Here is a 21,100-nt window from a genome sequence, read left to right on the forward strand (position 1 = left end):
GGCCAGTGACAAGACGCTGCTTCGCCAGCGTCGTTGCCATGGTCGGCGCCGCCTCGCTCTGCGCCGCATGCGCCGGTGCCCCCTCGCCCGGCGGCGGGCGGTTGCGGGCCGAGATCAGCGTGGTCATCCAGGATCCGCAGGGCAGCCCGGTCTCCTACGTCATCCGTTGCGAGGCCGGCGAGGCCAGCCTGCGCGGCGCCGCGCAGATCGACGTGGAAGACGCCTGCAGGGCCCTCGCCCGTCCCGCGGTGCAGAACCGGCTCGTCCGCGGTCCGTCGCCCGAGCAGGTCTGCACCCAGGTCTACGGCGGCCCGCAGACGGCGATGCTGAGCGGCACCCTCGACGGCCAGTCGGTGAGCACGGTGGTAACCCGTGACGACGGCTGCGGCATCGGCGACTGGGACAACCTGCTGAAGGACATACTGCTGCCGGTCTCCCGCGGCCCGCGGTGAGGAAGAACCCGGCCCTCGGTCTCTGGACGCTGGTCGCACTGGTGATCGGCAACATGATCGGCGCCGGCGTCTTCACCACCTCCGGTTTCGCACTGGCAGACCTCGGCTCGCCGTGGCTCGTGCTGGCGGCCTGGCTGATCGGCGGCCTGCTCGCGCTGTGCGGCGCGCTCAGCTACGGCGCCCTGGCACGGCTGGTGCCGGGTTCCGCCGGCGAGTACCTGTATCTCTCCCGCATCGTGCACCCGGCCGTCGGTTTCATCGCGGGCTGGGTCTCGCTGCTGGCCGGTTTCACGGCCGCCATCGCTTATTCGGCGCTCACCTTCGCCGCGTATGCACTCGGCCCGGACGCCGGTGCCGCGAAGGCCGTCGCCACCGCGGTGATCACCGTCGCCGTGCTGCTGCACGCGCTGCGCGTACGCCGGGGGGCGTGGGTGCAGAATGCAGCCGTCGCGCTGAAGCTCGCGCTGCTGGCCGCCTTCTGCGGCCTCGCCGTGCTCGGCGGCGGCCCCTGGAGCGGCCTCGCCGCGCCGGATCCGCCGCCATTCTCGCTGGCCGCCTTCGCCCTCTCCCTGATGTGGATATCGTTCAGCTACTCGGGCTTCAACGCCGCGGTCTACGTCGCCGGCGAAGTGCCGTCGGCGGAATCCGTCGTGCCCCGGGCCCTGCTGCTCGGCACGCTGCTCACGCTGTTCCTCTACCTCGCGCTGAACGCCGTCTTCGTCCTCGCGCCGCCGTTCGAGACGGCCGCCGGCCGGGAGGACGTGGCGGCCATCGCGGCGCGCGCACTGGGCGGCGAACCGCTGGCGGCCGCCATCCGTCTCCTGATCGCACTGGCGCTGTTCACCTCGGTCTCGGCGATGGTGATGGCGGGCCCGCGGGTCTACGCGAAGATGGCCGAGGACGGCCTGTTCCCTCGAGTGTTCCGTTCCGGGGACGGCGCCCCCACGGCGGCCGTCGCGCTGCAGGGCACGCTGGCCATCGGCGTCGTCTGGCTGACCGGGCTGCGGGAACTGCTGTCGTATCTCGGCTTCACGCTCGGCCTCAGCGCCGCCGGCACGGCTGCCGCGCTGTTTCTCGCCGTGCGGCGCCAACCCGGGCGCCGACGCGAACTGCCCGGCTATCCCTGGGCGTATCCCTGGGCATATCCCCTGGCGCCGGCCGTGTTCGTGGTCTTCACGCTCGTCTTCGCGGGGCTCGCCGCCACCGTCAACCCCCGCGAGATGCTGGCGGCGGTCGCCACCATCGTTTCCGGCGCCCTGCTCTACCGCCTGACCCGCGGCCGCCGGCCCGTTTGACCGGCGGCACGCTGCGGGATTACCGTCAGTGCAGAAGGACACGGGAACCATGAACAGGGCGGAATACACGCGCCGATTGCTGCGATCACTACCGCTGGCTGCCGTACTCGGCCTGGGCGTGCCTCTTGCCGCCTGCGAGGAATCCTCCTGGGAGGCCCAGCGTCTGGCGCTCGCCCGGGCGGTGGAGAAGCAGGTGCGTGAGACCGCCGATTACACGGGCAAAGAGCGTCTCGACCCGGCGGTCCTGGAAGCCATACGCGACGTGCCCCGCCACGAATTCGTCCCGCCGGCCTACCGTGAATACGCCTACGAGGACCGGCCGCTGCCGATCGGCGAGGGCCAGACGATCTCCCAGCCCTATATCGTCGCGCTGATGACGGATCTCGCGTCGGTGGGACCGGCTTCCACCGTACTCGAGGTGGGAACGGGCTCGGGCTATCAGGCCGCCGTCCTCGCCGGGATCGCCGAGCACGTCTACACGATAGAGATCGTCGCGCCGCTCGGCGAGCGGGCGGCGGAGACACTGGAGCGGCTCGGCTACGACAATGTCAGCGTCAGGATCGGCGATGGCTACCGCGGCTGGCCGGAGGCCGCGCCGTTCGATGCCATCGTGGTGACCGCCGCCCCCGAGACAGTGCCGCCGCCGCTGATCGAACAGCTGAAGGTGGGCGGCCGCCTCGTCATCCCGGTGGGCCCCGAGGGCGGCGCCCAGTTCCTGGAGGTGTTCGAGAAACGCCCCGACGGCTCGATAACGTCCCGGCATGTGCTGCCGGTGCGATTCGTTCCGTTCACCAGGGATGTCGAACAATAGCGATGTGACAGCCGCGGCGATCATTGGGTACATTGATCGGCAGAGATTCACGAAAAGCGTACCCAGGGGAGTTGCATGACCCATAGCCGATCTGTTCACCGGCGGCCTGTCCATTGGCGACCTTTCCACAGGCATTTTGTCCACCGGCTGTGGTTGCAGCTCACGGCCGCGGCCGCGGCGTTCCTGCTCGCTGCCTGCGTCCAGGCGGACAGCGACAAGCCCTTCGCCGTCGAAACGGTCACCTCGTTCGACGAACCCTGGGCGATGGCCTTCCTGCCGGACGGCCGCCTGCTGGTCACCGAGAAGAAAGGCAATCTCCTCGTGGTGACCCGGGACGGCGCGAAGTCCAGACCCGTGCGCGGCGTACCGGACGTGGACTACGGCGGCCAGGGAGGACTCGGCGACGTCGCGCTACACCCGGATTTCGCCGGGAATGGCGTCATCTACCTGAGCTATGTCGAGGCGGGCGTCGCCGATACCCGTGGCGCCGCCGTGGCGCGAGCGACGCTGGAGCTGACCGAAAGAGGCGGCACACTCTCCGACGTCGAGGTCGTCTGGCGCCAGTATCCGAAGGTGGTCGGCTTCGGCCACTATGGGCACCGTCTCGCCTTCGACGACGACGGCTATCTGTGGATCACCTCCGGCGACCGCCAGAAGTTCACGCCGGCCCAGGACATGCAGAGCAACATGGGCAAGGTGCTGCGCCTCAACGACGATGGCACCGAGCCCGCCGACAATCCCTGGGTGAACTACATCGAGCAGAACCCGCTGGTGGACGACATCGGCGTCTACGGCGATTTCTGGACGCTGGGTCACCGCAATCCGCTGGGCATCGACATCGACCTCGACGGCCGCATCTGGGTCATCGAGATGGGCCCGGCCCACGGCGACGAGCTGAACCACATCGTCCGCGCCGAGAACTACGGCTATCCCGAAGTCTCCGAGGGCGACCACTACGACGGCCGCGAGATACCGGATCACGACACCCGGCCCGAGTTCAAGACACCGGCCGTCGCCTGGGTGCCGGCCATCTCGCCCGGCGACCTGATGATCTACAAGGGCGAACTGTTCGGCGACTGGCGCGGTGATGCCTTCGCCGCCGGGCTGTCGTCCCGGGCCATCGTGCGCATCGAACTGGACGGCGACAGCGCCCGCGAGGCCGAACGCTGGGACATGGGCGCGCGCATCCGCGCCCTGGCGCAAGGGCCGGACGGCGCCATCTGGGTGCTGGAAGACGAGCGCGGCGACAGCCAGGGAAGGCTGCTGAGGCTGACGCCGCAGTAATGTCGTCGCGCCCGGGCGGCGCGGAACGGCCTCGGGGCCGAGGCCGGTGCCGGTTCCGCTTCCGCGCGTATAGGCCCGGAAGCCGCGCCGCGGCCTGGCAACTAGCGTATTCCGACGATCGGCTGATCGACCCGGGATCAACGACTTGAGCCAGTACGACTCCATCGTCATCGGCGCCGGCCACAACGGACTCGTCTGCGCCGCCTACCTGGCACGCGGCGGACAGCGTGTGCTCGTGCTCGAGGCGGGGCCCGCGCCCGGCGGCCTTGCGGCCGGCTACGAGTTCCATCCGGGCTTCCACGCCTCGCCGGCCCACTCGCTGAGCCATTTCTCCGAGCGGGTCATCCGCGAACTGGGACTGCGCGGGCACGGCTTCGATCCCGGGTCCTCCCCGCTGCGGACGGTGGCGCTCGCCGAGGATGGATCGCACGTCACGATCGGCGGCGGCAGGGTCGCCGGCGCCGGCGAGGCCGACGAGGAGGCCTACACGGAGTATCTGCGCCGGCTGCGGCGTTATGCGAAGGCGCTCTCTCCGTTCTGGCACAAGACCATGCCCCGGATCGGCGCGGCCGGTCTGGCCAACGCCATGACCTTCGCCCACATCGGCCTGAACATCCGCCGCATGGGCAGGCAGGACATGCAGGAATTCCTGCGTGTCGCCTCCCTGCCGACGCGGGACCTGATGGACGAGTTGTTCGCCAGCGACCTGCTGAAAGCCGCCCTGAGCTGGGACGGCCTCATTGGCGGCAAGATGGCACCCCGATCACCGAACGGCGCGGTGCTTGCCATGCTCTATCGGATGGCCGGCGAATCGAAGGGCGAGCATGCGCTGCCGGCGAGCGGGATACCGGGGCTGGTCGCCGCCCTGGAGGCGGCGGCGAAGCAGGCGGCTGCGCAGATCCGCTACGGGGCCCGGGTCGAGCGGATACTGATCGACGGCGACGAGGAAGGCCTGCGTGCGACCGGCGTCAGGCTGGCGGACGGGACCGAGGTCGGGGCCAGGCGTATTGTCTCGGCCGCCGATCCGCAGCGGACATTCCTGGAACTCGTGGGGGTCGACAACCTGGAGATCGACTTCACGAACCGGATCCGGCGACTGCGCTGCGACGGCTACGTCGCCAAGCTGCACCTGGCGCTGGACGCGCTGCCGGAGTTCCGCGGGCTGGACCGGCCGGACGGACGGATGATCATAGCGCCCACCATGGACGCCATCGAATTCGCTTTCGACGATGCGAAATACGGCGACTGCCCCGCTCATCCCGTGATGGAGATCGTGATACCGACACTGCACGATCCCTCCGCCGCACCCGACGGCCGGCACGTGCTCTCCGCCCACGTCATGTACGTGCCCCGGCGCCTGCGCGGGGGATGGAGCGACCAGGCACGCGAACGCATGCGGGAACGCTCGATCGACACGATCGCGCGTTACGCGCCGGACATCCGCGAGCATATCCTGCACGCGGAATTCCTGACGCCGGCGGACATCGAGGCCCGGTTCAACGTTACCGGCGGCCACTGGCACCATACCGAGTTCGCGATGGACCAGCTGCTGATGATGCGCCCGACCTACGGCGCCGCCCAGTACGCGACCCCGGTGCCGGGGCTCTTTCTCTGCGGCGCGGGCTCCCATCCGGGCGGCGACCTGACCGGCGCGCCGGGCCGCAATGCCGCCCGGGAGATACTGGGATGACGGAGGCCCGGGGATGAAGCGCTACGACGCAGTCGTCATCGGCGCCGGCCACAACGGGCTGGCGAACGCAGCCTACCTGGCCAAGGCGGGCCTCGACGTCGTGGTGCTGGAGAAGAACGACTACATCGGCGGCGCCGCTGTCTCGCGGGAGTTGCACGAGGGCTGGACCTACTCCAACTGCTCCTACGTCTGCAGCATGATGCGCCAGGCGATCCACCGCGATCTCGACCTCGGACGCCACGGCCTGCTGCTCGTGCCCTACCTCGGTACCGTCAATTTCGGCGACGACGACGAACGGCTGTTCTCCTATCACGACGAGGAAGCCGCGCACCTGGAGCTGAAACGCCACTCACCCCACGACGCGGACGCCATGCACCGCTTCCAGACGGACCTGATGCGCTACTCGCAGCTCATCCGCAAGACGCTCATGCGCACGCCGCCGGACCCGGCCTCGTTCCGGCCGCGGGACATCATGGAGATCCTCTACCTCGCGAAGCAGTTCTGGTCGCTCGGCGAGAAGGAACTCTACGAGTACGTGCGTTTCTTCACCATGAGTGCCGCCGATTTCCTCGAGGACTATTTCGAAAACGAACTGATCAAGGGCGCGATGGCGAGCCCGGGGATCATCGGCACGGCGCTCGGCGTCTATTCGCCCGGCTCCGCCTACATCCTGCTGCATCACGTGATGGGCGACGTGGACGGCAATATCGGCGCCTGGGGTCTCGCCCGCGGCGGCATGGGCGCCATCTCCCACGCCATCGCCTCGGCGCTGCGCGAGCACGGCGGCGAAATCCGTACCGAGGCCGGCGTGCAGCAGATCCTGGTGGAAGACGGCAAGGCGGTGGGCGTCGCGCTCGAGAACGGCGACGAGGTCCGCGCCGGTATCGTGGTCTCCAACCTGGACGCGAAGCGCACCTTCACGCAGATCATGGACCGCTCGGATCTGCCGGACGGCATCTACGAGAAGGCGAAGCACTTCAAGATCCGCGGCTCCTCTGGCAAGGTCAATATCGCATTGTCAGACATGCCGAAATTCACCGGTGTCCCGGACAACCCGTATCTGAACCGCGGCGGGCAGGCCTTCACCGGCACGCTCGAGACGATGGAACGCGCCTACGACTGCTGGAAACGCGGCCGCTGGTCCGACGACCCGTTCATCGAGTCCGTCATACCCTCCGCCTGGGACCCGACGGTGGCGCCGCCCGGGCAGCACTGGATGTCGAACTTCATCCAGTACTGCCCGCCGACACTGGCGGACGGTCCCTGGACGCCGGAGAAACGCGACGCGTTCGGACAGACGGTCATCGACAAGATCGAGCGCTACAGTCCCGGGTTCCGTGACCTGATCGTGCACATGGAGGTACGCACGCCCCACGAGATCGAGAACGAGATCGGCCTGACCGAGGGTAATATCTTCCAGGGCGAGCTCACCATCGATCAGCTGTTCTTCAACCGCCCCTTCCCCGGCTACGGGCAGTACCGCATGCCGGTGAAGAACCTCTACATGAGCGGCTCCTCCACTCATCCAGGCGGCGGCGTATCGGCGGCCTGCGGTGCGAACTCCGCCCGCGAGATCCTGCGCGATCTCCGGCGCCCGAACACCGTGCCGCAAGACGACTTCAGCGACGAGTGACCATGAGTACCGAGAGCACCCGGATCAACGATCGATACGCCGGCGAGCGCCTGAAGCGCTCCCCCTTCTACCCGAGGCAGGAGGAGCTGAACATCCGTGAGGCCTGGTCGGCATGGAACGGCTACAAGTTCGCCGAGTACTACTACGACACCGAGTACGAATATTTCTGCGTGCGCAATCTGTGCGGCACCTACGACATCTGCCCGATGCAGAAATACGAGATCCGCGGCGCCGACGCGGCGGCCATGCTGAACCGGATGGTCACCCGGGACATCGGCAGGATCCGCCTCGACCGGGTCGCCTACTCCGTCTGGTGCACGGACGAGGGCCGCATGATCGACGACGGCACCATCTTCCGGCTGGCCGAGGACCGCTTCATGCTGACCTGCGGCAGCCCCTGCACGGCCTGGCTGGCCCGAAGCGCATTCGGCTACGACGATGTCACGGTCACGGACATCACCGACGACCTCGCAGCGCTGTCGCTGCAGGGCCCCACCTCCTGCGCCGTGCTGAAGAAGATGGGGCTCCAGGGTATTGAGCAGGCGAAGCCCTTCGACATCCGGCACTTCCCCTACCGCGGCGAGTCCCTGATGGTCTCGCGCACTGGCTTCACGGGCGATCTCGGCTACGAACTCTGGATACCCCGACACCTCGGACTGCAGATGTGGGACGACCTGTATGCCGCCGGCGCCGACTACGGCATACAGCCCTACGGCGAGGCCGCGACCAATATGGCCCGCCTCGAGGCAGGCTTCATCATGCCGGCGATGGAATTCAACGAGGCCTTGCGCACGGTGCACTTCGAACACGACCAGACTCCCTTCGAGCTCAACCTCGGCTGGCTGGTCGACTTCCGCAAGCCCCATTTCAACGGCCGCAGCGCATTGCTGGAGGAGCGGCGTCGGGGGCCGAAGTACACGCTGGCGAAACTCGACGTCGAAGGGAATCGGCAGGCGGGCGGCTCGTACATCTACGCTAACCGGCGTTGCACGCGGGAGGTCGGCTATGTCACATCCGCCATGTGGTCGCCGGCGGTCAAGGCGAATATCGCGCTGGCTATGATCCGGACCGAGTACCTGGACGGGCCGCTGTGGGCGGAGATCTACTACGAGAAGGAACTGCGCCAGTACAGCCGCGTCGCCCGCTGTCTTCGTCGCGACAAGCCCTTCTGGACGCCGGCCCGCGCCCGCGCCACGCCGCCCCCGGACTACTGAGCCACACAGCTGTGGTAGCTTCTGTACTCCGGTGGGAGGGGATGAAGATGCGTGCAACCGAGTTCGTGAGCAGTTATTTCGACGCCTGGAACCACCGCGACCCGGTCGCCGTGGCCGACCACCTGGCCCGCGATGGCCTGTACTGGGACGTACCGGAGAACCGGCGCAGCTCCCACGATGAGCTGGTCGTGGCGCTGCGGGAGTTCTTCTCCGCCTATCGGCACCGCTACGAGTTGATCGGCGAGATCGTCGAGGGGCCGGCGACCATCGCCTTCCAGTACCGCATGTGCCCACTCGACTGCAGCGGTCGCCGCGGCGGCCCGGCGCAGCCCATACAGGGCGCGGAGTTCATCACCCTGCATGGCGATGCCGCCGCGACGATCCATGACTATTACGAGCTTCCGGCCACGGGCCGCACGCCCGGCAAGGCGCAGCCGGTGTCCGCTCTGCCCGGCAGAGGGAAGTACGCGAAGTCCGGTTTGACCGCCGCACAGCTCTCCGCGCACCGGCAGCGTCTCGAGACGGTCATGGTCTCCCGGCAGGCCTGGCTCCGCTCCGATCTGACGTTACCGAAACTCGCGAGGCTGGTGGGCTGCTCCGTGAATCATCTGTCCCAGGTCATCAATGCCGGCTTCGGGATGACTTTCTTCGACTACGTGAACCGGTACCGGGTCGAGCATGCGAAGCGGATGCTCGCGGATACGAGCGGCGACGAGGGCGCAATACTGAATATCGCTTTCGCGGCCGGCTTCAACTCGAACTCCGCCTTCTATGCGGCATTCCGGAAGTTCGTCGGTCAGACGCCGGCCCGCTACCGCCGCACGCGGACGGATCACTGACCCGCCCGCACGACCGTATGAATACCCGCGCGGACCGCGGCGACATCAGCCAACGGAGGACGCCATGAGCGGGCTGCAGGACCACACCGGCTCCTATTACGCGGCAACCGTCAACGACGTCACCGACTTCGCGCCGCTGCGCGGCGCGCAGCGCGCGGATGTGTGCGTCGTAGGCGCGGGGTTCACCGGTATCTCCACGGCACTGCACCTGGCGGAACGCGGCTACGACGTCCACGTGGTCGAGGCCAACCGGGTCGGCTGGGGTGCGTCGGGACGAAACGGCGGCCAGATGATCGGCGGCATCTCCGGCGAGGACGTCATCGCCCGGCACTGGGGCCGGGACACGGAGGATCTGTTCGGCGAGCTGCGCTGGGCCGGGCACGAGATCATCCGCGACCGGGTCGAGCGCTACGGCATCCGCTGCGATCTGAAGTCGGGCTATGTCGACGTCGCCATCCGGGAACGGCACCTGCGCGCGCTCGAAGCCGACTACGAGCGGCTGGAGAAAGCGCGCTTCCCGCACGAATTCCGGCTGCTCTCGCGCGAGGAGACCGCGAAGACCATCGGCACGGAGGCCTATATCGGCGCGCTGCTGAACATGGCCAACGGCCATCTGCATCCGCTGAATCTGTGCATCGGCGAGGCCCGCGCCGCCGTGTCCCGGGGCGCGACGATTTACGAGAAATCACCCGTGGTGCGGATCGACAAGGGCGAGAGGCCGAGTGTGGTCACCGCCGAGGGCTCGGTGACGGCCGATGCAGTCGTCATCGCCGGCAATGCCTATCACGATGCGGAGCCTAAACTCAGGGGCGCTCTCTTCCCCGTCAGGAGCTACATCATCGCCACCGAACCGCTGCCGGAGTCGGTGGTCGCGAGGATCAACCCGCACGACCTCGCCGTGTGCGACCCCAACTACCTGGTCGAGTACTACCGCCTGAGCGCGGACAAGCGTTTGCTGTTCGGCGGGCGCAGTGGCTATTCCGGCGAAGATCCGGAGCGCATCAAGCGCAGCCACCGGGCGAAGATGGCGAGGATCTACCCGGAGCTTGCCGACGTCGCCATCGACTACGCCTGGGGCGGGACAATCGGCGTGCCGCTGAATCGCGTGCCCCAGCTGGGTCGTGTCTCGCCAAACGTCTACTACTGCCAGGGTTATTCCGGTCACGGCGTGAACGTGACGCACCTGGCGGGCCAGATCATGGCGGATGCCATCGCCGGCGTCATGGAGCGGTTCGATCTGTTCGCCGCGGTGAAGCCGCGGATCCTGCCCGGCGCCTATCTCCTGCGCAGGCCGCTGGTCGCGCTGGGAGTGCTCTACCATCGGGTGAAAGACCGCCTGTGAGGGAGGCGATCGCGAGAGCCGACCTCCACAAGATCCAGCAGACCGTCAAGTGGATCGTCTACGCGCTGCTCATCGCGAACTTCGGCGTCTACATCTACGAGGACGTGGACCGAGCCCTGCATACCCTGACCGGGGCGTCGTCGCTGCTGGACTGGACCGGCGAATTCGCAACTACCATGGATACCATCGAGGCGATCACCTGGCTGGTCATCATCTTCGCCATCGAGATCGTCGTCCGCCAACAGGGGCGCGGTGTTATCGGCGGCATGGTCATGACCAGTGCAAAGACCCTGAAGCTGCTCGGCTACGGGATCCTGCTCGTGCTCGCGGGCTGGTGGGCGTATCTCGGCCACTGGGTCTACACGTGGGATACGTTCGTCTGGATAGCCGGATTCGCCGCCATCGAGATGAATGTCCACGAGTGGCGCGACGAATTGCTCGATGAGCAAGGCCAAGCCGTTTAGCGGCTCGCCACGCGTTGCCGCCGGCAGAGTGCCCCTCCTCGATCCCTACCTCTGCGGTTCCGGCGCCCTCTGCCCGGCTCCCCGCTGACCGAGCCACCGCCGGCTGATGCGGCTGCCGGCGATGACGCCGATCACCGTCGGCAGTATCCACGGGATCACCTGCCACTGCCCCGGCAGCACTTCGCCGAGGAAACTCCTGCCGCCGAAGGCGAAGAAAGCGGTATAGGCACCGATACCGCTGCCGATGAGCCCGTTCAGGTGGACGACCACCAGCTCGCGAGGGCTCATGTCCCGCCTCTGCGTCTCCCGAAACATGCCGATGGCAGCGAGCAGGCCGATGCCTCCGAATATGATCAGCAACAGATGCCCGAACCACAGACCCATGCCGATGGAGATCACGGCCAGCACGCCGAGTGTCGCGACCAGTATCCGATGCAGCGGACGCGCCAGTTCTCCCGGGTGCCGACGCTCGCGCAGGGCGGCCGTGCCGTGACGCACGCTCGCGGTCACCAGCACCGAGAGCATCAGAAGGAACAGGCTGCCGGCCCGGTTGCCGGCAGCGACGCGGCCCGCATTCGCACCGACAGGCAGTCCTTGCGGGAAGCGGATGCCCAGCGGATCCGCGATCATCATCAATGACGCGACGAACGCCGTGACCGCGACGGCGTACATGCAGACGACGTAGACCCGCCCGGCGCCGACGTGGAGCGGACTCCCCTTCCTGGCGAAGGCCGGTACCCAGAACAGGAGCAGCGCGATCGCGCCGATGGCGACGTGGGTGTTGACGAGCAGGCTGTGCAGTGTGGTCATGGGGCTCTTCTCATTGCTTGCCTGCAACGGTAGCCACGGCAGCGTTGCGCGCTAAGTGCCGTTGGTCAGGAATACACACCGTGACTTTCGGCCTATGGCAGATGTGGCCCGGCCGGGCCACAATCGGCCGATGAGCAGCCACTCAGGGGATAACCTGCCGGGAGCGGCAGCCGCCTGGATCACGTGGGCGGCCGTCACCGGCTTTGCACTGTTCGTGATCGCGGGCCGCGCCGGCGAGCCGTCCGTCGTATTCTGGTCGGCGGCCGTGCTGGCTCTCGTCAATCTCGGCGGCATCGCGATCGGCTCTTCCGACGACGCAGCGCCGAGGCCGGTCCGGCTGACCGCGCTGTGGCTGCAACCCGTCAGCGCGATTGCCATCGGCATCCTGACGTCGGTCAGCTTCGTGCCCATCTACACCATTATCTGGATCGTGATGGCCGCGGGCTGGTATTCACCGCGCACACTCTGGTGGCTCCTGGCCGGGCTGACACTGGTATGGTTCGCGGTCTACGTGCCGGCGATCGGCTATGTGAATGCGGCCATCACCGCGACACTGTTCGGTACCTTCCATCTCTTCGCCCTCCTGAGTGCGCGCAGCGCGGTGGAGGCGGATACCGCCCGCCGGGAAGCGGAATCGCTGAACCGGGAACTGCTGGCCACCCAGCAGCTGCTCGCCGAGGCGTCGCGCCAGGGCGAGCGCACGCGCATCGCCCGCGAGCTGCACGACCTGCTCGGCCATCACCTCACCGCCCTGTCGATCAACCTGCAGATCGCCGAACGGACGTCGGCGGGACAGAACCGGGAGAAGATCGGCGAATGCCGGGCGCTGGCGCGGCTGCTGCTCAGCGACGTGCGCGAGGCCGTGAGCACGCTGCGGGACGATAAAGGCCTCGATCTGGAAGCCGCAATCCGCCTGCTGGTGGGCCGCACGCCGCAGCTCGACGTACGCGTCGACATCGAGGATGCGCTGGAAATCGACGACGTCGGCATCGCCCAGACCCTGCTGCGCTGCGTCCAGGAAGCCGTGACCAATACGCTGCGCCATGCCGGCGCCCGCGAGTGCCGTATCCGCATCTGGCAGGGGGACGATGCCGTCCATCTCGAGGTTTCCGATGACGGCCGCGTGCTGGGCGAGATCGTCGAGGGCAACGGCCTTGCCGGCATGCGTGAGCGGCTGCGGGCATTGCAGGGCACGCTGCAGCTCGAGCGTGCGGGAGAGGCGCTGCGCCTCCATGCCCGCGTGCCGCTGCCGGGCTGATTGCCGTGGCCATCCGTCTTCTTGTCGTCGATGACCAGACCCTCGTGCGGCAGGGTATCCGCGGCCTGCTCGAATTGTCCGACCGGGTCGAGGTCATAGCCGAGGGCAGCGACGGCGATCAGGCGGTGGAACTCGCCCGCAGATATCGGCCCGACGTCATCCTCATGGACATGCGCATGCCGCGGATGGACGGCGCCGAGGCCACCCGCGCGCTGGCCGACGCCGGCATCGAGGTGCCGGTGATCATCCTCACCACCTTCGACGACCACAATCAGGTGCTCGCCGGCATCCAGGCCGGCGCCCGCGGCTACCTGCTGAAGGACGTCTCGCTGGAGAGCCTGATCGAGGCCATCGAATCGGTGGCCGCCGGCAAGACGATGATCCAGCCCGGCATCACCGAGTCGCTGCTGCGCGGACTCACCGGGCGCACCGACCCCGATGCCGCGGCGCCGCCCGAGCGCCTGACACCCCGCGAGACGGAGATCCTCCGTCTCATGGCCGGCGGCTACAGCAACCGGGAGATCGCCACCGCACTCAGCAGATCCGAAGGCACGATCAAGAACCAGGTATCCAGTATCCTTGGCAAACTGGGCGTGCGGGACCGTACCCGCGCGGTCCTGAAAGCGATCGAGATGGGATTGCTGACCGACGCCAGCTAGCCGCAGGCGTCGTCCAGCTTTGCCCGGCAATCGGAGACGGCGCAATGCGACACCTGCTTACGGTCTTCCTCCTCCTGGGTCTCGTCGCCTGTGGCGGCGACGGCGACGAGCCGATGCCGGTCGAACCCGACGGGGGCATCGGCGACGGCGCGGGTCCGCCACCGGATGCCGGGGGGCTGCGGGCGAACCTGCAGATCGTCATCGAGAGCTCCGATCAGAGCGTCTCCGTCACCTATGCCCTCATGTGCGAAGGCGACCGGACCGAGCTGCAGGGAACGGTGCACGTCGACCCCGCGCGCGCCTGTGCGGCACTGTCCGATCCCGCGGTACGGGAGCGGCTCGTCGAGGGCGCTCCGCAGGACCGGATGTGCACCAAGATCTACGGCGGACCGGAGACCGCGACGGTACGGGGCTCGATCGACGGCCGGCCGGTCGATACCGTCATCCGCCGCAGCGACGGCTGTGGCATGGACGACTGGGACCGGCTGCTCGCGAACATCCTGATGGACGTAGAAGATTACCGGCGCTCGGCCGAGCGGTAATGAAGGTCCCGAGGGCTCCCCACCCGTGGAACCTCACGCCGAAGCAGGCGGTCGCCGTGCAGCGGCGCCTGCGGGATCGCGTACGACTGCGGCCGGCGCGGCTTCCCCTCCGCATCGCCGGGCTGGACTGCGCATTCCTGGGCGATTCCGTCATCGCGGTCGGCGTCGTCTGGGACACCGCCGGAAAGACGGTGGTCGAGACCCGCGCCGCGCGGGCGCCGCTGCGCTTCCCTTATGTGCCCGGCCTCCTCTCGTTCCGCGAGGTACCGGTACTGCTACAGGTGCTGCGCCGGCTGCAGACTCCGGTGAGCGGCATCCTCTGTGACGGCCAGGGCATCGCGCACCCGCGGCGGATGGGGCTCGCCACGCACCTCGGCCTCGTCGTCGGTCTGCCCACCGTCGGCTGCGCCAAGTCCCGGCTGTGCGGCACCCATCGGGAGCCGGGGCAGCGGCGCGGATCGGTTGCCCCGTTGATGGACGAAAACGAACGCATCGGCTCCGTGCTGCGTACCCGTGACGGCGTGAAGCCTCTCTACGTCAGCCCGGGACATCTCGTCGATCACGAATCGAGCATCGAATGGGTGCTGGTCTGCGGCGCAGGTTTTCGGCTACCGGAGCCCACCCGGCTGGCCGACCGTCTGGTGGCGCGGTACAAGAAGACGGGGCGCTACCGCGGCGGTCTCGGCACCCCAGGATAGCCGACCGCGGCGACTGCACCCACCGAACGAGGTAGCCACCATGCGCGTACTGTTGCTCGGAGCAACCGGATTCATCGGCAGCGCGATTCTGCGCGAGTTCCTGGCCGCCGGCCACGGCGTGGTGGCGCTGGCGCGCTCGGCGAGCGCGGCCGAGCGGCTAGGCCGTATCGGCGCGGAGGTGGTACGCGGCGATTTGCGTGAACCGGAACGCTGGGCGGCAATCGTTCGCGACGTCGATGCGGTCATCCATGCCGCGGCTACATTTACCGAAGACATGGGGGAGGTGGACCGGGCCGTCGTCCGCTCACTCATCGAGTACGCCATGGGCGCCGACCGCCGCGCACGCTTCATCTATACGGGCGGAGTCTGGCTGTACGGCGAAACGGGCGACAGTATCGCCACGGAAGAAACGCCATTCGCTCCCATTGCCGCCTTCGACTGGATGGTGCACAACTCCGCCGAGGTGCTGGCTGCATCCTGCTTCGAGGCGAACGTCGTGCATCCGGGCATATGCTATGTGCGCGACGGCGGCGCGTTTTCACGGCTCCTGCCCGAGCGCGGGCGAATCGTAGTCTGGGGTTCGCTGCAGACGCGGTGGCCGCTGGTGCACAGGGACGACCTCGCACGGGCCTACCGGCTGGTGCTCGAGCATGGCGCGGCGGGCGCGTCCTATAACGTCTGCGCCGAGGAGGGCGTGCAGGTCGGCGACGTCGTCGCTGCGATCGCCAAGCGGCACGCAATCCGGACGCCGCCATTGGAACGCCCGATCGAGCAAGTCGTGAAGGAGCACGGTGCATGGGCCGTCGGCCCCACCCTGAATCAGCGGATGAGCAGCCGCAGAATCCGCGAGACACTGGGCTGGATGCCTGCGCACACCGATGCCGTAGCGGAGATGTCCTGAGGGGCAAGGCGCTGCCCCCGAAGACATTTCGGCGGCTCCCCAGGGTCCACCAAAGAAAACGGCGGCGCATGATGCGCCGCCGTCCCCGTTGTGGGCGGTCGCCGGGCCGCACGCGGCGGCCCGGGACCTGTCATGGCATGAAGCTGCCGCTCAGCGGCTGGCCACCATGCCGGCAGACGGGACTTCCTCGATGTCGAAGCGGTCCAGGGTCATGACCTTGGCCCACGCATTGACGAAGTCACGCACGAACTTCTCGCTCGCATCGTCCGCCGCGTACGCCTCGGCAACGGCCCGCAGCTCCGAGTTGGAACCGAAGATCAGGTCCACCGGGGTGGCGGTCCATTTCACTTCGCCCGTCGCACGGTCGCGACCCTCGTAGACGCCCTCGGAAGAGGCCTTCTGCCACTGCGTGGACATGTCGAGCAGGTTGACGAAGAAGTCGTTGCTCAGCGTGCCGGGACGATCGGTGAACACGCCGTGGTCGGCGCCGCCGGTGTTGGCGTCCAGGGCACGCATGCCGCCGATGAGCACCGTCATCTCCGGCACGGTCAGCGTCAGCAGGTCGGCCTTCTCCACCATCATCTCCGCCGGCGAGCTGTAGTTGTTCTCGCCATAGTAGTTGCGGAAGGCATCGGCGGTCGGCTTCAGATAAGCGAAGGATTCGACGTCGGTCTGCTCCTGGCTCGCGTCCATGCGACCCGGCACGAAGGGCACCTGCACATCGTAGCCGGCCTTCTTCGCGGCCTGCTCGATGGCAGCGGCACCGCCGAGCACGATCACGTCGGCCAGCGAGACCTGCTTGTCACCCGACAACGACTTGTTGAAGTCCTTCTGGATGCTCTCCAGTTTCTTCAGGACCCGGTCGAGTTCCTTCGGGTTGTTCACCGGCCAGTCGCGCTGCGGCGCAAGGCGGATACGCGCACCATTCGCGCCACCGCGCATGTCGGTACCGCGGAACGTGGACGCAGACGCCCATGCCGTGCGCACGAGTTCGGGGGTCGTCAGACCGGAGTCCAGGATCTGCGCCTTCAGCTCGGCAATCTCGCCGGCATCGATCAGCTCGTGGTCGACGGCGGGGATGGGATCCTGCCAGAGCAGCTCTTCCTCGGGCACCTCGGCACCGACGTAGCGGGCACGCGGGCCCATGTCACGGTGCGTCAGCTTGAACCAGGCCCGTGCGAACGCGTCCTCGAACTCGTCGGGGTTCTCCAGGAACCGTTTCGAGATCTTGCGGTAGGCCGGATCTTCCTTCAGGGCGAGGTCCGTGGTCAGCATGATGATCGACTGCGTCTTGCCCTCCACGTGGGCATCGGGCGCCATGGCGGCGGCCGGATTACCCTTCGGCACCCACTGAATGGCGCCGGCCGGGCTGCGGGTCTGCTCCCATTCGAAGTTGAACAGGTTCTGCAGATACATCATCGACCACTGCGTGGGCGCTGCGGTCCACGGTCCTTCCAATCCGCTGGTAATCGTGTCCTCGGCATTACCCTTGCCGCACTTGTTCTTCCAGCCGAGACCCTGCTCCTCGATGTCCGCGGCAGCCGGTTCCGGTCCGACGCACTCGTCGGGCTTGGCTGCGCCATGCACCTTGCCGAAGGTGTGACCACCGGCGATCAGGGCAACGGTCTCCGCGTCGTCCATCGCCATGCGGCCGAAGCTCGCACGAATCTGCTTCGCCGAGGCCATCGGATCGGGGTTTCCGCCGGGACCCTCCGGGTTCACGTAGATGAGGCCCATCTGCATGGCGGCGAGCGAACCTTGCAGTTCGCCCTTCTCGTCGAACCGGTCCCGTCCGAGCATTTCGGTCTCGGGACCCCAGTTGACGATCTCGGGCTCCCAGTCGTCCTCACGGCCGCCAGCGAACCCGAAGGTCTTGAAGCCCATCGACTCCAGCGAGACGTTGCCGGCCAGGATCATCAGGTCGGCCCAGGAGAGGCTGCGACCATACTTCTGCTTGATCGGCCACAGCAGACGGCGGGCCTTGTCCAGGTTGGCGTTGTCCGGCCAGCTGTTCAGCGGATCGAAGCGCTGCTGACCGCCGCCGGCACCGCCACGGCCGTCGTGCACGCGGTACGTGCCCGCGCTGTGCCAGGCCATGCGGATCATCAGCGGACCGTAATGACCCCAGTCGGCGGGCCACCAGTCCTGGGAATCGGTCAGGACGGTCTCGATATCGGCTTTGACCTGAGCGAGGTCCAGCGCGGCAAACTCGGAAGCGTAGTCGAAGTCTTCACCGTACGGGTTCGACTCGTCGTCATGCTGACGGAGTGCGGTGAGATCGAGCTGCTCCGGCCACCAGAAACTGTTCGGCTTCGCATCGCTCTGGCCGAACGCCTTCTCCGACGCCACCACCGGCGAATCGGAGGCTACCGCCGGTGACACGGTCACCGCCATGGCAGCAATTATCAGTATCGGTCGTATACGCATGTGCACTTCCCCTCCTCGGTAGGACAGTTGCGTGACGCTGATAAATTAAACCGGATAAAGAGCATATTAGCGATTCAAAATATTGAATACTGTGCCCCGTGAAAACGATCGACGCATGGCGACGTTCGGGAAAGCGTCTTTAACTTAATGAGGGGCAAGGAAATTCGGGCCCGGAACCCGTCTGCGGACCCGGGTCGGCAGCCGTCCGCCGGGGCCGGGGAGGGGTCAGACGACCCCTCCCCGCAGGAGGCCGAGCAGCAACATCAGCGCAGCGCCGGCGGCTGCGATGGTCCGCAAGGTGTTGAGCCGGGTCCACCGCACGAGGTAATGCTCCCATACCGCGACCGCCTCGGCGCCCTCCGCGGGAACCGCAGCCAGCCGGTCGTTCAGCGGCACGTTACCCATCCCGGTCACCCCGAAGGTGCCCGCGAGGTAGGACAAGGCGCCGGCCACGTACCAGGGCGCCGAGGCGGAGCCCCAGCCGAACGCAGCGAGCCCGGCGAGCACCGCCGAGACGACCGTGGTGCCGACGAACAGGCCGAGGAAGGACCGGTTCAGCACGACGACGTTGATCGACTGCATCGCCGCAACGCCCTGCGCCGCGGGCAGGCGGGCGAGCGCGCCCATGACGAAACTCGAGAAGGCGAAAAAGACGCCGGCGACGAGGGCGGAGCCGAGCAGCGCAACGACTGCCAGCAGTTCCGTGAGCGTGCTCATGCGACCGCCTCCCGGGAACCGCCGGTCGCCGCGTCCCAGTCCCCGCGTGCCGCGACGCGACGCGCGAAGTCGGTGAAATCCGCAGGCTCGCGGCCCAGCGCGCGCTGCACGCCGTCGCAGACCATGACGTTGCGGCCGTCGAGCACGGTCTCGAACAGGTAGTTCAGCAGCCAGGCGAGGTCGTCCGGCGCCCCGGCATCGGCGATCGCCGCGGCGAACGCCTCCCGGGGAATGCGCTGGAAGGCCACCTCCCGGCCTGCCGCCGCAGAGATCTCACGCACCAGTTCGGTAAACGTCAGTGCCCGCGGGCCCGTGACTTCGTAAACCTCACCGGCGTGACCGTCCTCGATAAGCGCGGCCACGGCGACATCGGCGATATCGTTCGCGTCGACGAACGGCTCCGGGATGTCCCGCGCCGGCAGCGTGATGGCGCCGTCCAGGACCATGGGCAGGAACTCGCCCTCCGAGAAGTTCTGCATGAACCAGCCGGCCCGCACGATCGTCCACTCCACACCGGACTCCTGCACGATGCGCTCGCAGGCCTGCGCCTCTTCCTCGCCCCGGCCGGACAGCAGTACCAGACGCCGAACGCCCGCCTCGACCGCTCTGCTCACGAAGGCGCGGATGGTGTCTGCCGCGCCCGGTACGGCGAGGTCGGGCACGTAGGCCACGTAGGCCGCGGTGACGCCTGCGAGGGCGGCATCCCAGGTGTCCCGGTCGTTCCAGTCGAACGCCGGGACGCCCGACCGGGAGCCGATGCGGATGCTGACGCCCAGTGCATCCAGGCGCGCCGCAACGCGGCGGCCGACCTTGCCGGTACCGGCGGTCACGAGTGTGATGCCGCCGGACGTGTTGGTCGGATTCTCATTTTTCATGGTCGTCTCCTTGTTGATGGTCGTCGCTTTTCGGGTTGGGGATTCAGTTGGCACGGCGGAAGTGCAGCAGCGTCAGCAGGCAGATCGCGCCGATCACGATCTCGATGCCCGCCGCGCCCACCATGCCGTCGTGGGGGTACCCGTCGACGGCGATGCTCAGCACGCGGGACAGGCCATAGGACAGGTACACGGCCGTGGCCGTGGCCAGCGAGATCACTGCGTAGTGCGGCTGGAACACGCCGGCGAACATCAGCACGCCCGCGCTCAGCAGCATGCCGGCCGGGGCCTTCAGCTCGTTCACGAGCGTGGGGTTGCCGGCGACGTCGATGCCGTAGCCGCCATAAAACGTCTCCGGCGCCATGAGGATGGCGCCCGCGATGGCGACCGCCACCAGGCCGCTGAACGCGAGCACCAGCCGCGCTCCACGCACCCCGTCGAAGATGGCTTTACGTCTCGAGTTCATGATCTTCTCTCCTGTGAACTTGACACTGTGTCAATTGACACGGCGTCAACCTTAGGGGAAGCTTTACAGCATGTCAAGAGGAAATTCCGAAACACGCACACGGATACTCGAAGCCACCATCCGCATGCTCGAGCAGTCTGGCGGCCACGCCGTACGCATGGGCGACATCGCGAAAGCGGCGGGTATCTCGCGCCAGGCCGTCTACCTGCACTTCGCCTCCCGTTCGGAACTGCTGATCGCCGCGACGCTGTATATGGACGAACTGCTGGACGTGGACGCCCGTCTCGCACCCTCGCGCGCGGCGAAGGAGGGAGTGGAACGCCTCCGCCTCTATATCGAGGTCTGGGGCAACTACATCCCCGAGATCTACGGCGTGGGCAAGGCGCTGATGGTGGCCCAGGACACGGACGATGCTGCCGCGGCTGCCTGGCGGGATCGCATGATCGCGATGAAGGACGGCTGCCGCGCCGCCATCGATGCACTGCATGCCGACGGCACCCTCGCGCGTGGCTGGACCCGGCCGAAGGCCACCGAGGCGCTGTGGACGATGCTGCTCGTGCCGAACTGGGAGAACCTGACGCTCGAATGCGGCTGGTCAACGAAGGAATACATCCGCTGGATGCAGTTCCTGGCCCATCGCACGTTCGTCGAGGAGTGAGGCGGCCGCCCCGGCCGCGGCAATCCGCCGTCACCGAATCATGCTAGAGTCCGTCCACCCGCAAAAAA

21 protein-coding genes are annotated in these 21,100 nt (G+C 67.4%); 16 read left to right on the forward strand and 5 right to left on the reverse strand.

The window, feature by feature from the left end; all coding sequences use genetic code 11:
• Positions 1-5 precede the first annotated feature (5 nt).
• The 10 genes from ACJMKZ_RS04575 to ACJMKZ_RS04620 all read left to right on the forward strand — a co-directional run bounded on the left by ACJMKZ_RS04575 (position 6) and on the right by ACJMKZ_RS04620 (position 11,024).
• Positions 6-452: a hypothetical protein gene (locus ACJMKZ_RS04575; protein ID WP_405232017.1), complete on the forward strand. Its 447-nt coding sequence runs from the start codon at positions 6-8 to the stop codon at positions 450-452.
• Positions 449-1,747: an APC family permease gene (locus ACJMKZ_RS04580; RefSeq protein ID WP_405232018.1), complete on the forward strand. Its 1,299-nt coding sequence runs from the start codon at positions 449-451 to the stop codon at positions 1,745-1,747. The genes ACJMKZ_RS04575 and ACJMKZ_RS04580 overlap by 4 nt, the downstream gene beginning before the upstream one ends.
• 49 nt (positions 1,748-1,796) lie before the next feature.
• Positions 1,797-2,558: a protein-L-isoaspartate(D-aspartate) O-methyltransferase gene (locus ACJMKZ_RS04585; RefSeq protein ID WP_405232019.1), complete on the forward strand. Its 762-nt coding sequence runs from the start codon at positions 1,797-1,799 to the stop codon at positions 2,556-2,558.
• 147 nt (positions 2,559-2,705) lie between these two features.
• A complete protein-coding gene (locus ACJMKZ_RS04590; RefSeq protein ID WP_405233134.1) occupies positions 2,706-3,842 on the forward strand; it encodes a PQQ-dependent sugar dehydrogenase in 1,137 nt (378 codons plus the stop codon).
• A gap of 145 nt (positions 3,843-3,987) precedes the next feature.
• On the forward strand, positions 3,988-5,532 hold the full coding sequence (locus tag ACJMKZ_RS04595; protein ID WP_405232020.1) for a phytoene desaturase family protein: 1,545 nt from the start codon (positions 3,988-3,990) through the stop codon (positions 5,530-5,532).
• Positions 5,533-5,545: 13 nt separating this feature from the next.
• A complete protein-coding gene (locus ACJMKZ_RS04600; RefSeq protein ID WP_405232021.1) occupies positions 5,546-7,165 on the forward strand; it encodes a phytoene desaturase family protein in 1,620 nt (539 codons plus the stop codon).
• Between the two features lie 2 nt (positions 7,166-7,167).
• Entirely contained in the window at positions 7,168-8,379 is a 1,212-nt protein-coding gene (locus ACJMKZ_RS04605; RefSeq protein ID WP_405232022.1) for an aminomethyltransferase family protein, read from the forward strand.
• Positions 8,380-8,420: 41 nt separating this feature from the next.
• On the forward strand, positions 8,421-9,218 hold the full coding sequence (locus tag ACJMKZ_RS04610; RefSeq protein WP_405232023.1) for a helix-turn-helix domain-containing protein: 798 nt from the start codon (positions 8,421-8,423) through the stop codon (positions 9,216-9,218).
• A gap of 64 nt (positions 9,219-9,282) precedes the next feature.
• A complete protein-coding gene (locus tag ACJMKZ_RS04615) occupies positions 9,283-10,560 on the forward strand; it encodes an NAD(P)/FAD-dependent oxidoreductase (RefSeq protein WP_405232024.1) in 1,278 nt (425 codons plus the stop codon).
• Positions 10,557-11,024, forward strand: coding sequence for a hypothetical protein (locus tag ACJMKZ_RS04620; RefSeq protein WP_405232025.1), 468 nt, complete (start codon positions 10,557-10,559; stop codon positions 11,022-11,024). Before ACJMKZ_RS04615 ends, ACJMKZ_RS04620 begins: the two co-directional genes overlap by 4 nt.
• A gap of 45 nt (positions 11,025-11,069) precedes the next feature.
• Here ACJMKZ_RS04620 and ACJMKZ_RS04625 read toward each other — a convergent pair whose 3' ends face one another.
• The gene (locus tag ACJMKZ_RS04625; RefSeq protein ID WP_405232026.1) at positions 11,070-11,834 is read right to left on the reverse strand and encodes a DUF2306 domain-containing protein; all 765 of its coding nucleotides are present in this window, start codon (positions 11,832-11,834) and stop codon (positions 11,070-11,072) included.
• A gap of 130 nt (positions 11,835-11,964) precedes the next feature.
• On the opposite strand from ACJMKZ_RS04625, the gene ACJMKZ_RS04630 reads away from it, so the two are divergent.
• From ACJMKZ_RS04630 to ACJMKZ_RS04650, 5 genes are read left to right on the forward strand one after another with little or no spacing between them, the layout of a single operon-like run.
• A complete protein-coding gene (locus tag ACJMKZ_RS04630) occupies positions 11,965-13,092 on the forward strand; it encodes a sensor histidine kinase (protein ID WP_405232027.1) in 1,128 nt (375 codons plus the stop codon).
• A gap of 5 nt (positions 13,093-13,097) precedes the next feature.
• Positions 13,098-13,751 (forward strand): response regulator, encoded by a 654-nt coding sequence (locus tag ACJMKZ_RS04635; protein ID WP_405232028.1) that lies wholly within the window; start codon positions 13,098-13,100, stop codon positions 13,749-13,751.
• Positions 13,752-13,795: 44 nt separating this feature from the next.
• Positions 13,796-14,293, forward strand: a complete 498-nt coding sequence (locus ACJMKZ_RS04640) for a subtilase-type protease inhibitor (protein WP_405232029.1) — start codon at positions 13,796-13,798, stop codon at positions 14,291-14,293.
• Positions 14,293-14,991 (forward strand): endonuclease V, encoded by a 699-nt coding sequence (locus ACJMKZ_RS04645; RefSeq protein ID WP_405232030.1) that lies wholly within the window; start codon positions 14,293-14,295, stop codon positions 14,989-14,991. The genes ACJMKZ_RS04640 and ACJMKZ_RS04645 overlap by 1 nt, the downstream gene beginning before the upstream one ends.
• Before the next feature lie 40 nt (positions 14,992-15,031).
• The gene (locus ACJMKZ_RS04650) at positions 15,032-15,892 is read left to right on the forward strand and encodes an NAD-dependent epimerase/dehydratase family protein (protein ID WP_405232031.1); all 861 of its coding nucleotides are present in this window, start codon (positions 15,032-15,034) and stop codon (positions 15,890-15,892) included.
• Positions 15,893-16,042: 150 nt separating this feature from the next.
• On the opposite strand, the gene katG is transcribed toward ACJMKZ_RS04650, so the two are convergent.
• The 4 genes from katG to ACJMKZ_RS04670 all read right to left on the reverse strand — a co-directional run bounded on the left by katG (position 16,043) and on the right by ACJMKZ_RS04670 (position 20,374).
• The gene (gene katG / locus ACJMKZ_RS04655) at positions 16,043-18,319 is read right to left on the reverse strand and encodes a catalase/peroxidase HPI (protein ID WP_405232032.1); all 2,277 of its coding nucleotides are present in this window, start codon (positions 18,317-18,319) and stop codon (positions 16,043-16,045) included.
• A 225-nt stretch (positions 18,320-18,544) separates the two neighbouring features.
• Positions 18,545-19,036, reverse strand: coding sequence for an anthrone oxygenase family protein (locus ACJMKZ_RS04660; protein ID WP_405232033.1), 492 nt, complete (start codon positions 19,034-19,036; stop codon positions 18,545-18,547).
• Complete coding sequence (locus ACJMKZ_RS04665; protein WP_405232034.1) at positions 19,033-19,911, reverse strand: NmrA family NAD(P)-binding protein; 879 nt, start codon at positions 19,909-19,911, stop codon at positions 19,033-19,035. The genes ACJMKZ_RS04660 and ACJMKZ_RS04665 overlap by 4 nt, the downstream gene beginning before the upstream one ends.
• A gap of 43 nt (positions 19,912-19,954) precedes the next feature.
• Positions 19,955-20,374 carry a DUF4345 domain-containing protein gene (locus ACJMKZ_RS04670; protein ID WP_405232035.1) on the reverse strand — a complete coding sequence of 140 codons (420 nt, stop codon included), beginning with the start codon at positions 20,372-20,374 and terminating at the stop codon, positions 19,955-19,957.
• 70 nt (positions 20,375-20,444) lie between these two features.
• Here ACJMKZ_RS04670 and ACJMKZ_RS04675 point away from each other — a divergent pair, with 70 nt between their 5' ends.
• The gene (locus ACJMKZ_RS04675) at positions 20,445-21,032 is read left to right on the forward strand and encodes a TetR/AcrR family transcriptional regulator (protein WP_405232036.1); all 588 of its coding nucleotides are present in this window, start codon (positions 20,445-20,447) and stop codon (positions 21,030-21,032) included.
• The last annotated feature ends 68 nt before the right edge of the window (positions 21,033-21,100 follow it).

Source organism: Lentisalinibacter salinarum (assembly GCF_040706555.1).
In the GTDB taxonomy this organism is placed as follows: Bacteria; Pseudomonadota; Gammaproteobacteria; order Steroidobacterales; family Woeseiaceae; genus Lentisalinibacter; species Lentisalinibacter salinarum.

Coding starts and splice junctions, on each gene's coding strand:
- ACJMKZ_RS04585 (WP_405232019.1), top strand. CDS start 1,797: ATGAACAGGGCGGAATACACGCGCCGATTGCTGCGATCACTACCGCTG.
- ACJMKZ_RS04600 (WP_405232021.1), top strand. CDS start 5,546: ATGAAGCGCTACGACGCAGTCGTCATCGGCGCCGGCCACAACGGGCTG.
- ACJMKZ_RS04605 (WP_405232022.1), top strand. CDS start 7,168: ATGAGTACCGAGAGCACCCGGATCAACGATCGATACGCCGGCGAGCGC.
- ACJMKZ_RS04610 (WP_405232023.1), top strand. CDS start 8,421: ATGAAGATGCGTGCAACCGAGTTCGTGAGCAGTTATTTCGACGCCTGG.
- ACJMKZ_RS04615 (WP_405232024.1), top strand. CDS start 9,283: ATGAGCGGGCTGCAGGACCACACCGGCTCCTATTACGCGGCAACCGTC.
- ACJMKZ_RS04625 (WP_405232026.1), bottom strand. CDS start 11,834: ATGACCACACTGCACAGCCTGCTCGTCAACACCCACGTCGCCATCGGC.
- ACJMKZ_RS04630 (WP_405232027.1), top strand. CDS start 11,965: ATGAGCAGCCACTCAGGGGATAACCTGCCGGGAGCGGCAGCCGCCTGG.
- ACJMKZ_RS04640 (WP_405232029.1), top strand. CDS start 13,796: ATGCGACACCTGCTTACGGTCTTCCTCCTCCTGGGTCTCGTCGCCTGT.
- ACJMKZ_RS04645 (WP_405232030.1), top strand. CDS start 14,293: ATGAAGGTCCCGAGGGCTCCCCACCCGTGGAACCTCACGCCGAAGCAG.
- ACJMKZ_RS04650 (WP_405232031.1), top strand. CDS start 15,032: ATGCGCGTACTGTTGCTCGGAGCAACCGGATTCATCGGCAGCGCGATT.
- katG (WP_405232032.1), bottom strand. CDS start 18,319: ATGCGTATACGACCGATACTGATAATTGCTGCCATGGCGGTGACCGTG.
- ACJMKZ_RS04660 (WP_405232033.1), bottom strand. CDS start 19,036: ATGAGCACGCTCACGGAACTGCTGGCAGTCGTTGCGCTGCTCGGCTCC.
- ACJMKZ_RS04665 (WP_405232034.1), bottom strand. CDS start 19,911: ATGAAAAATGAGAATCCGACCAACACGTCCGGCGGCATCACACTCGTG.
- ACJMKZ_RS04670 (WP_405232035.1), bottom strand. CDS start 20,374: ATGAACTCGAGACGTAAAGCCATCTTCGACGGGGTGCGTGGAGCGCGG.
- ACJMKZ_RS04675 (WP_405232036.1), top strand. CDS start 20,445: ATGTCAAGAGGAAATTCCGAAACACGCACACGGATACTCGAAGCCACC.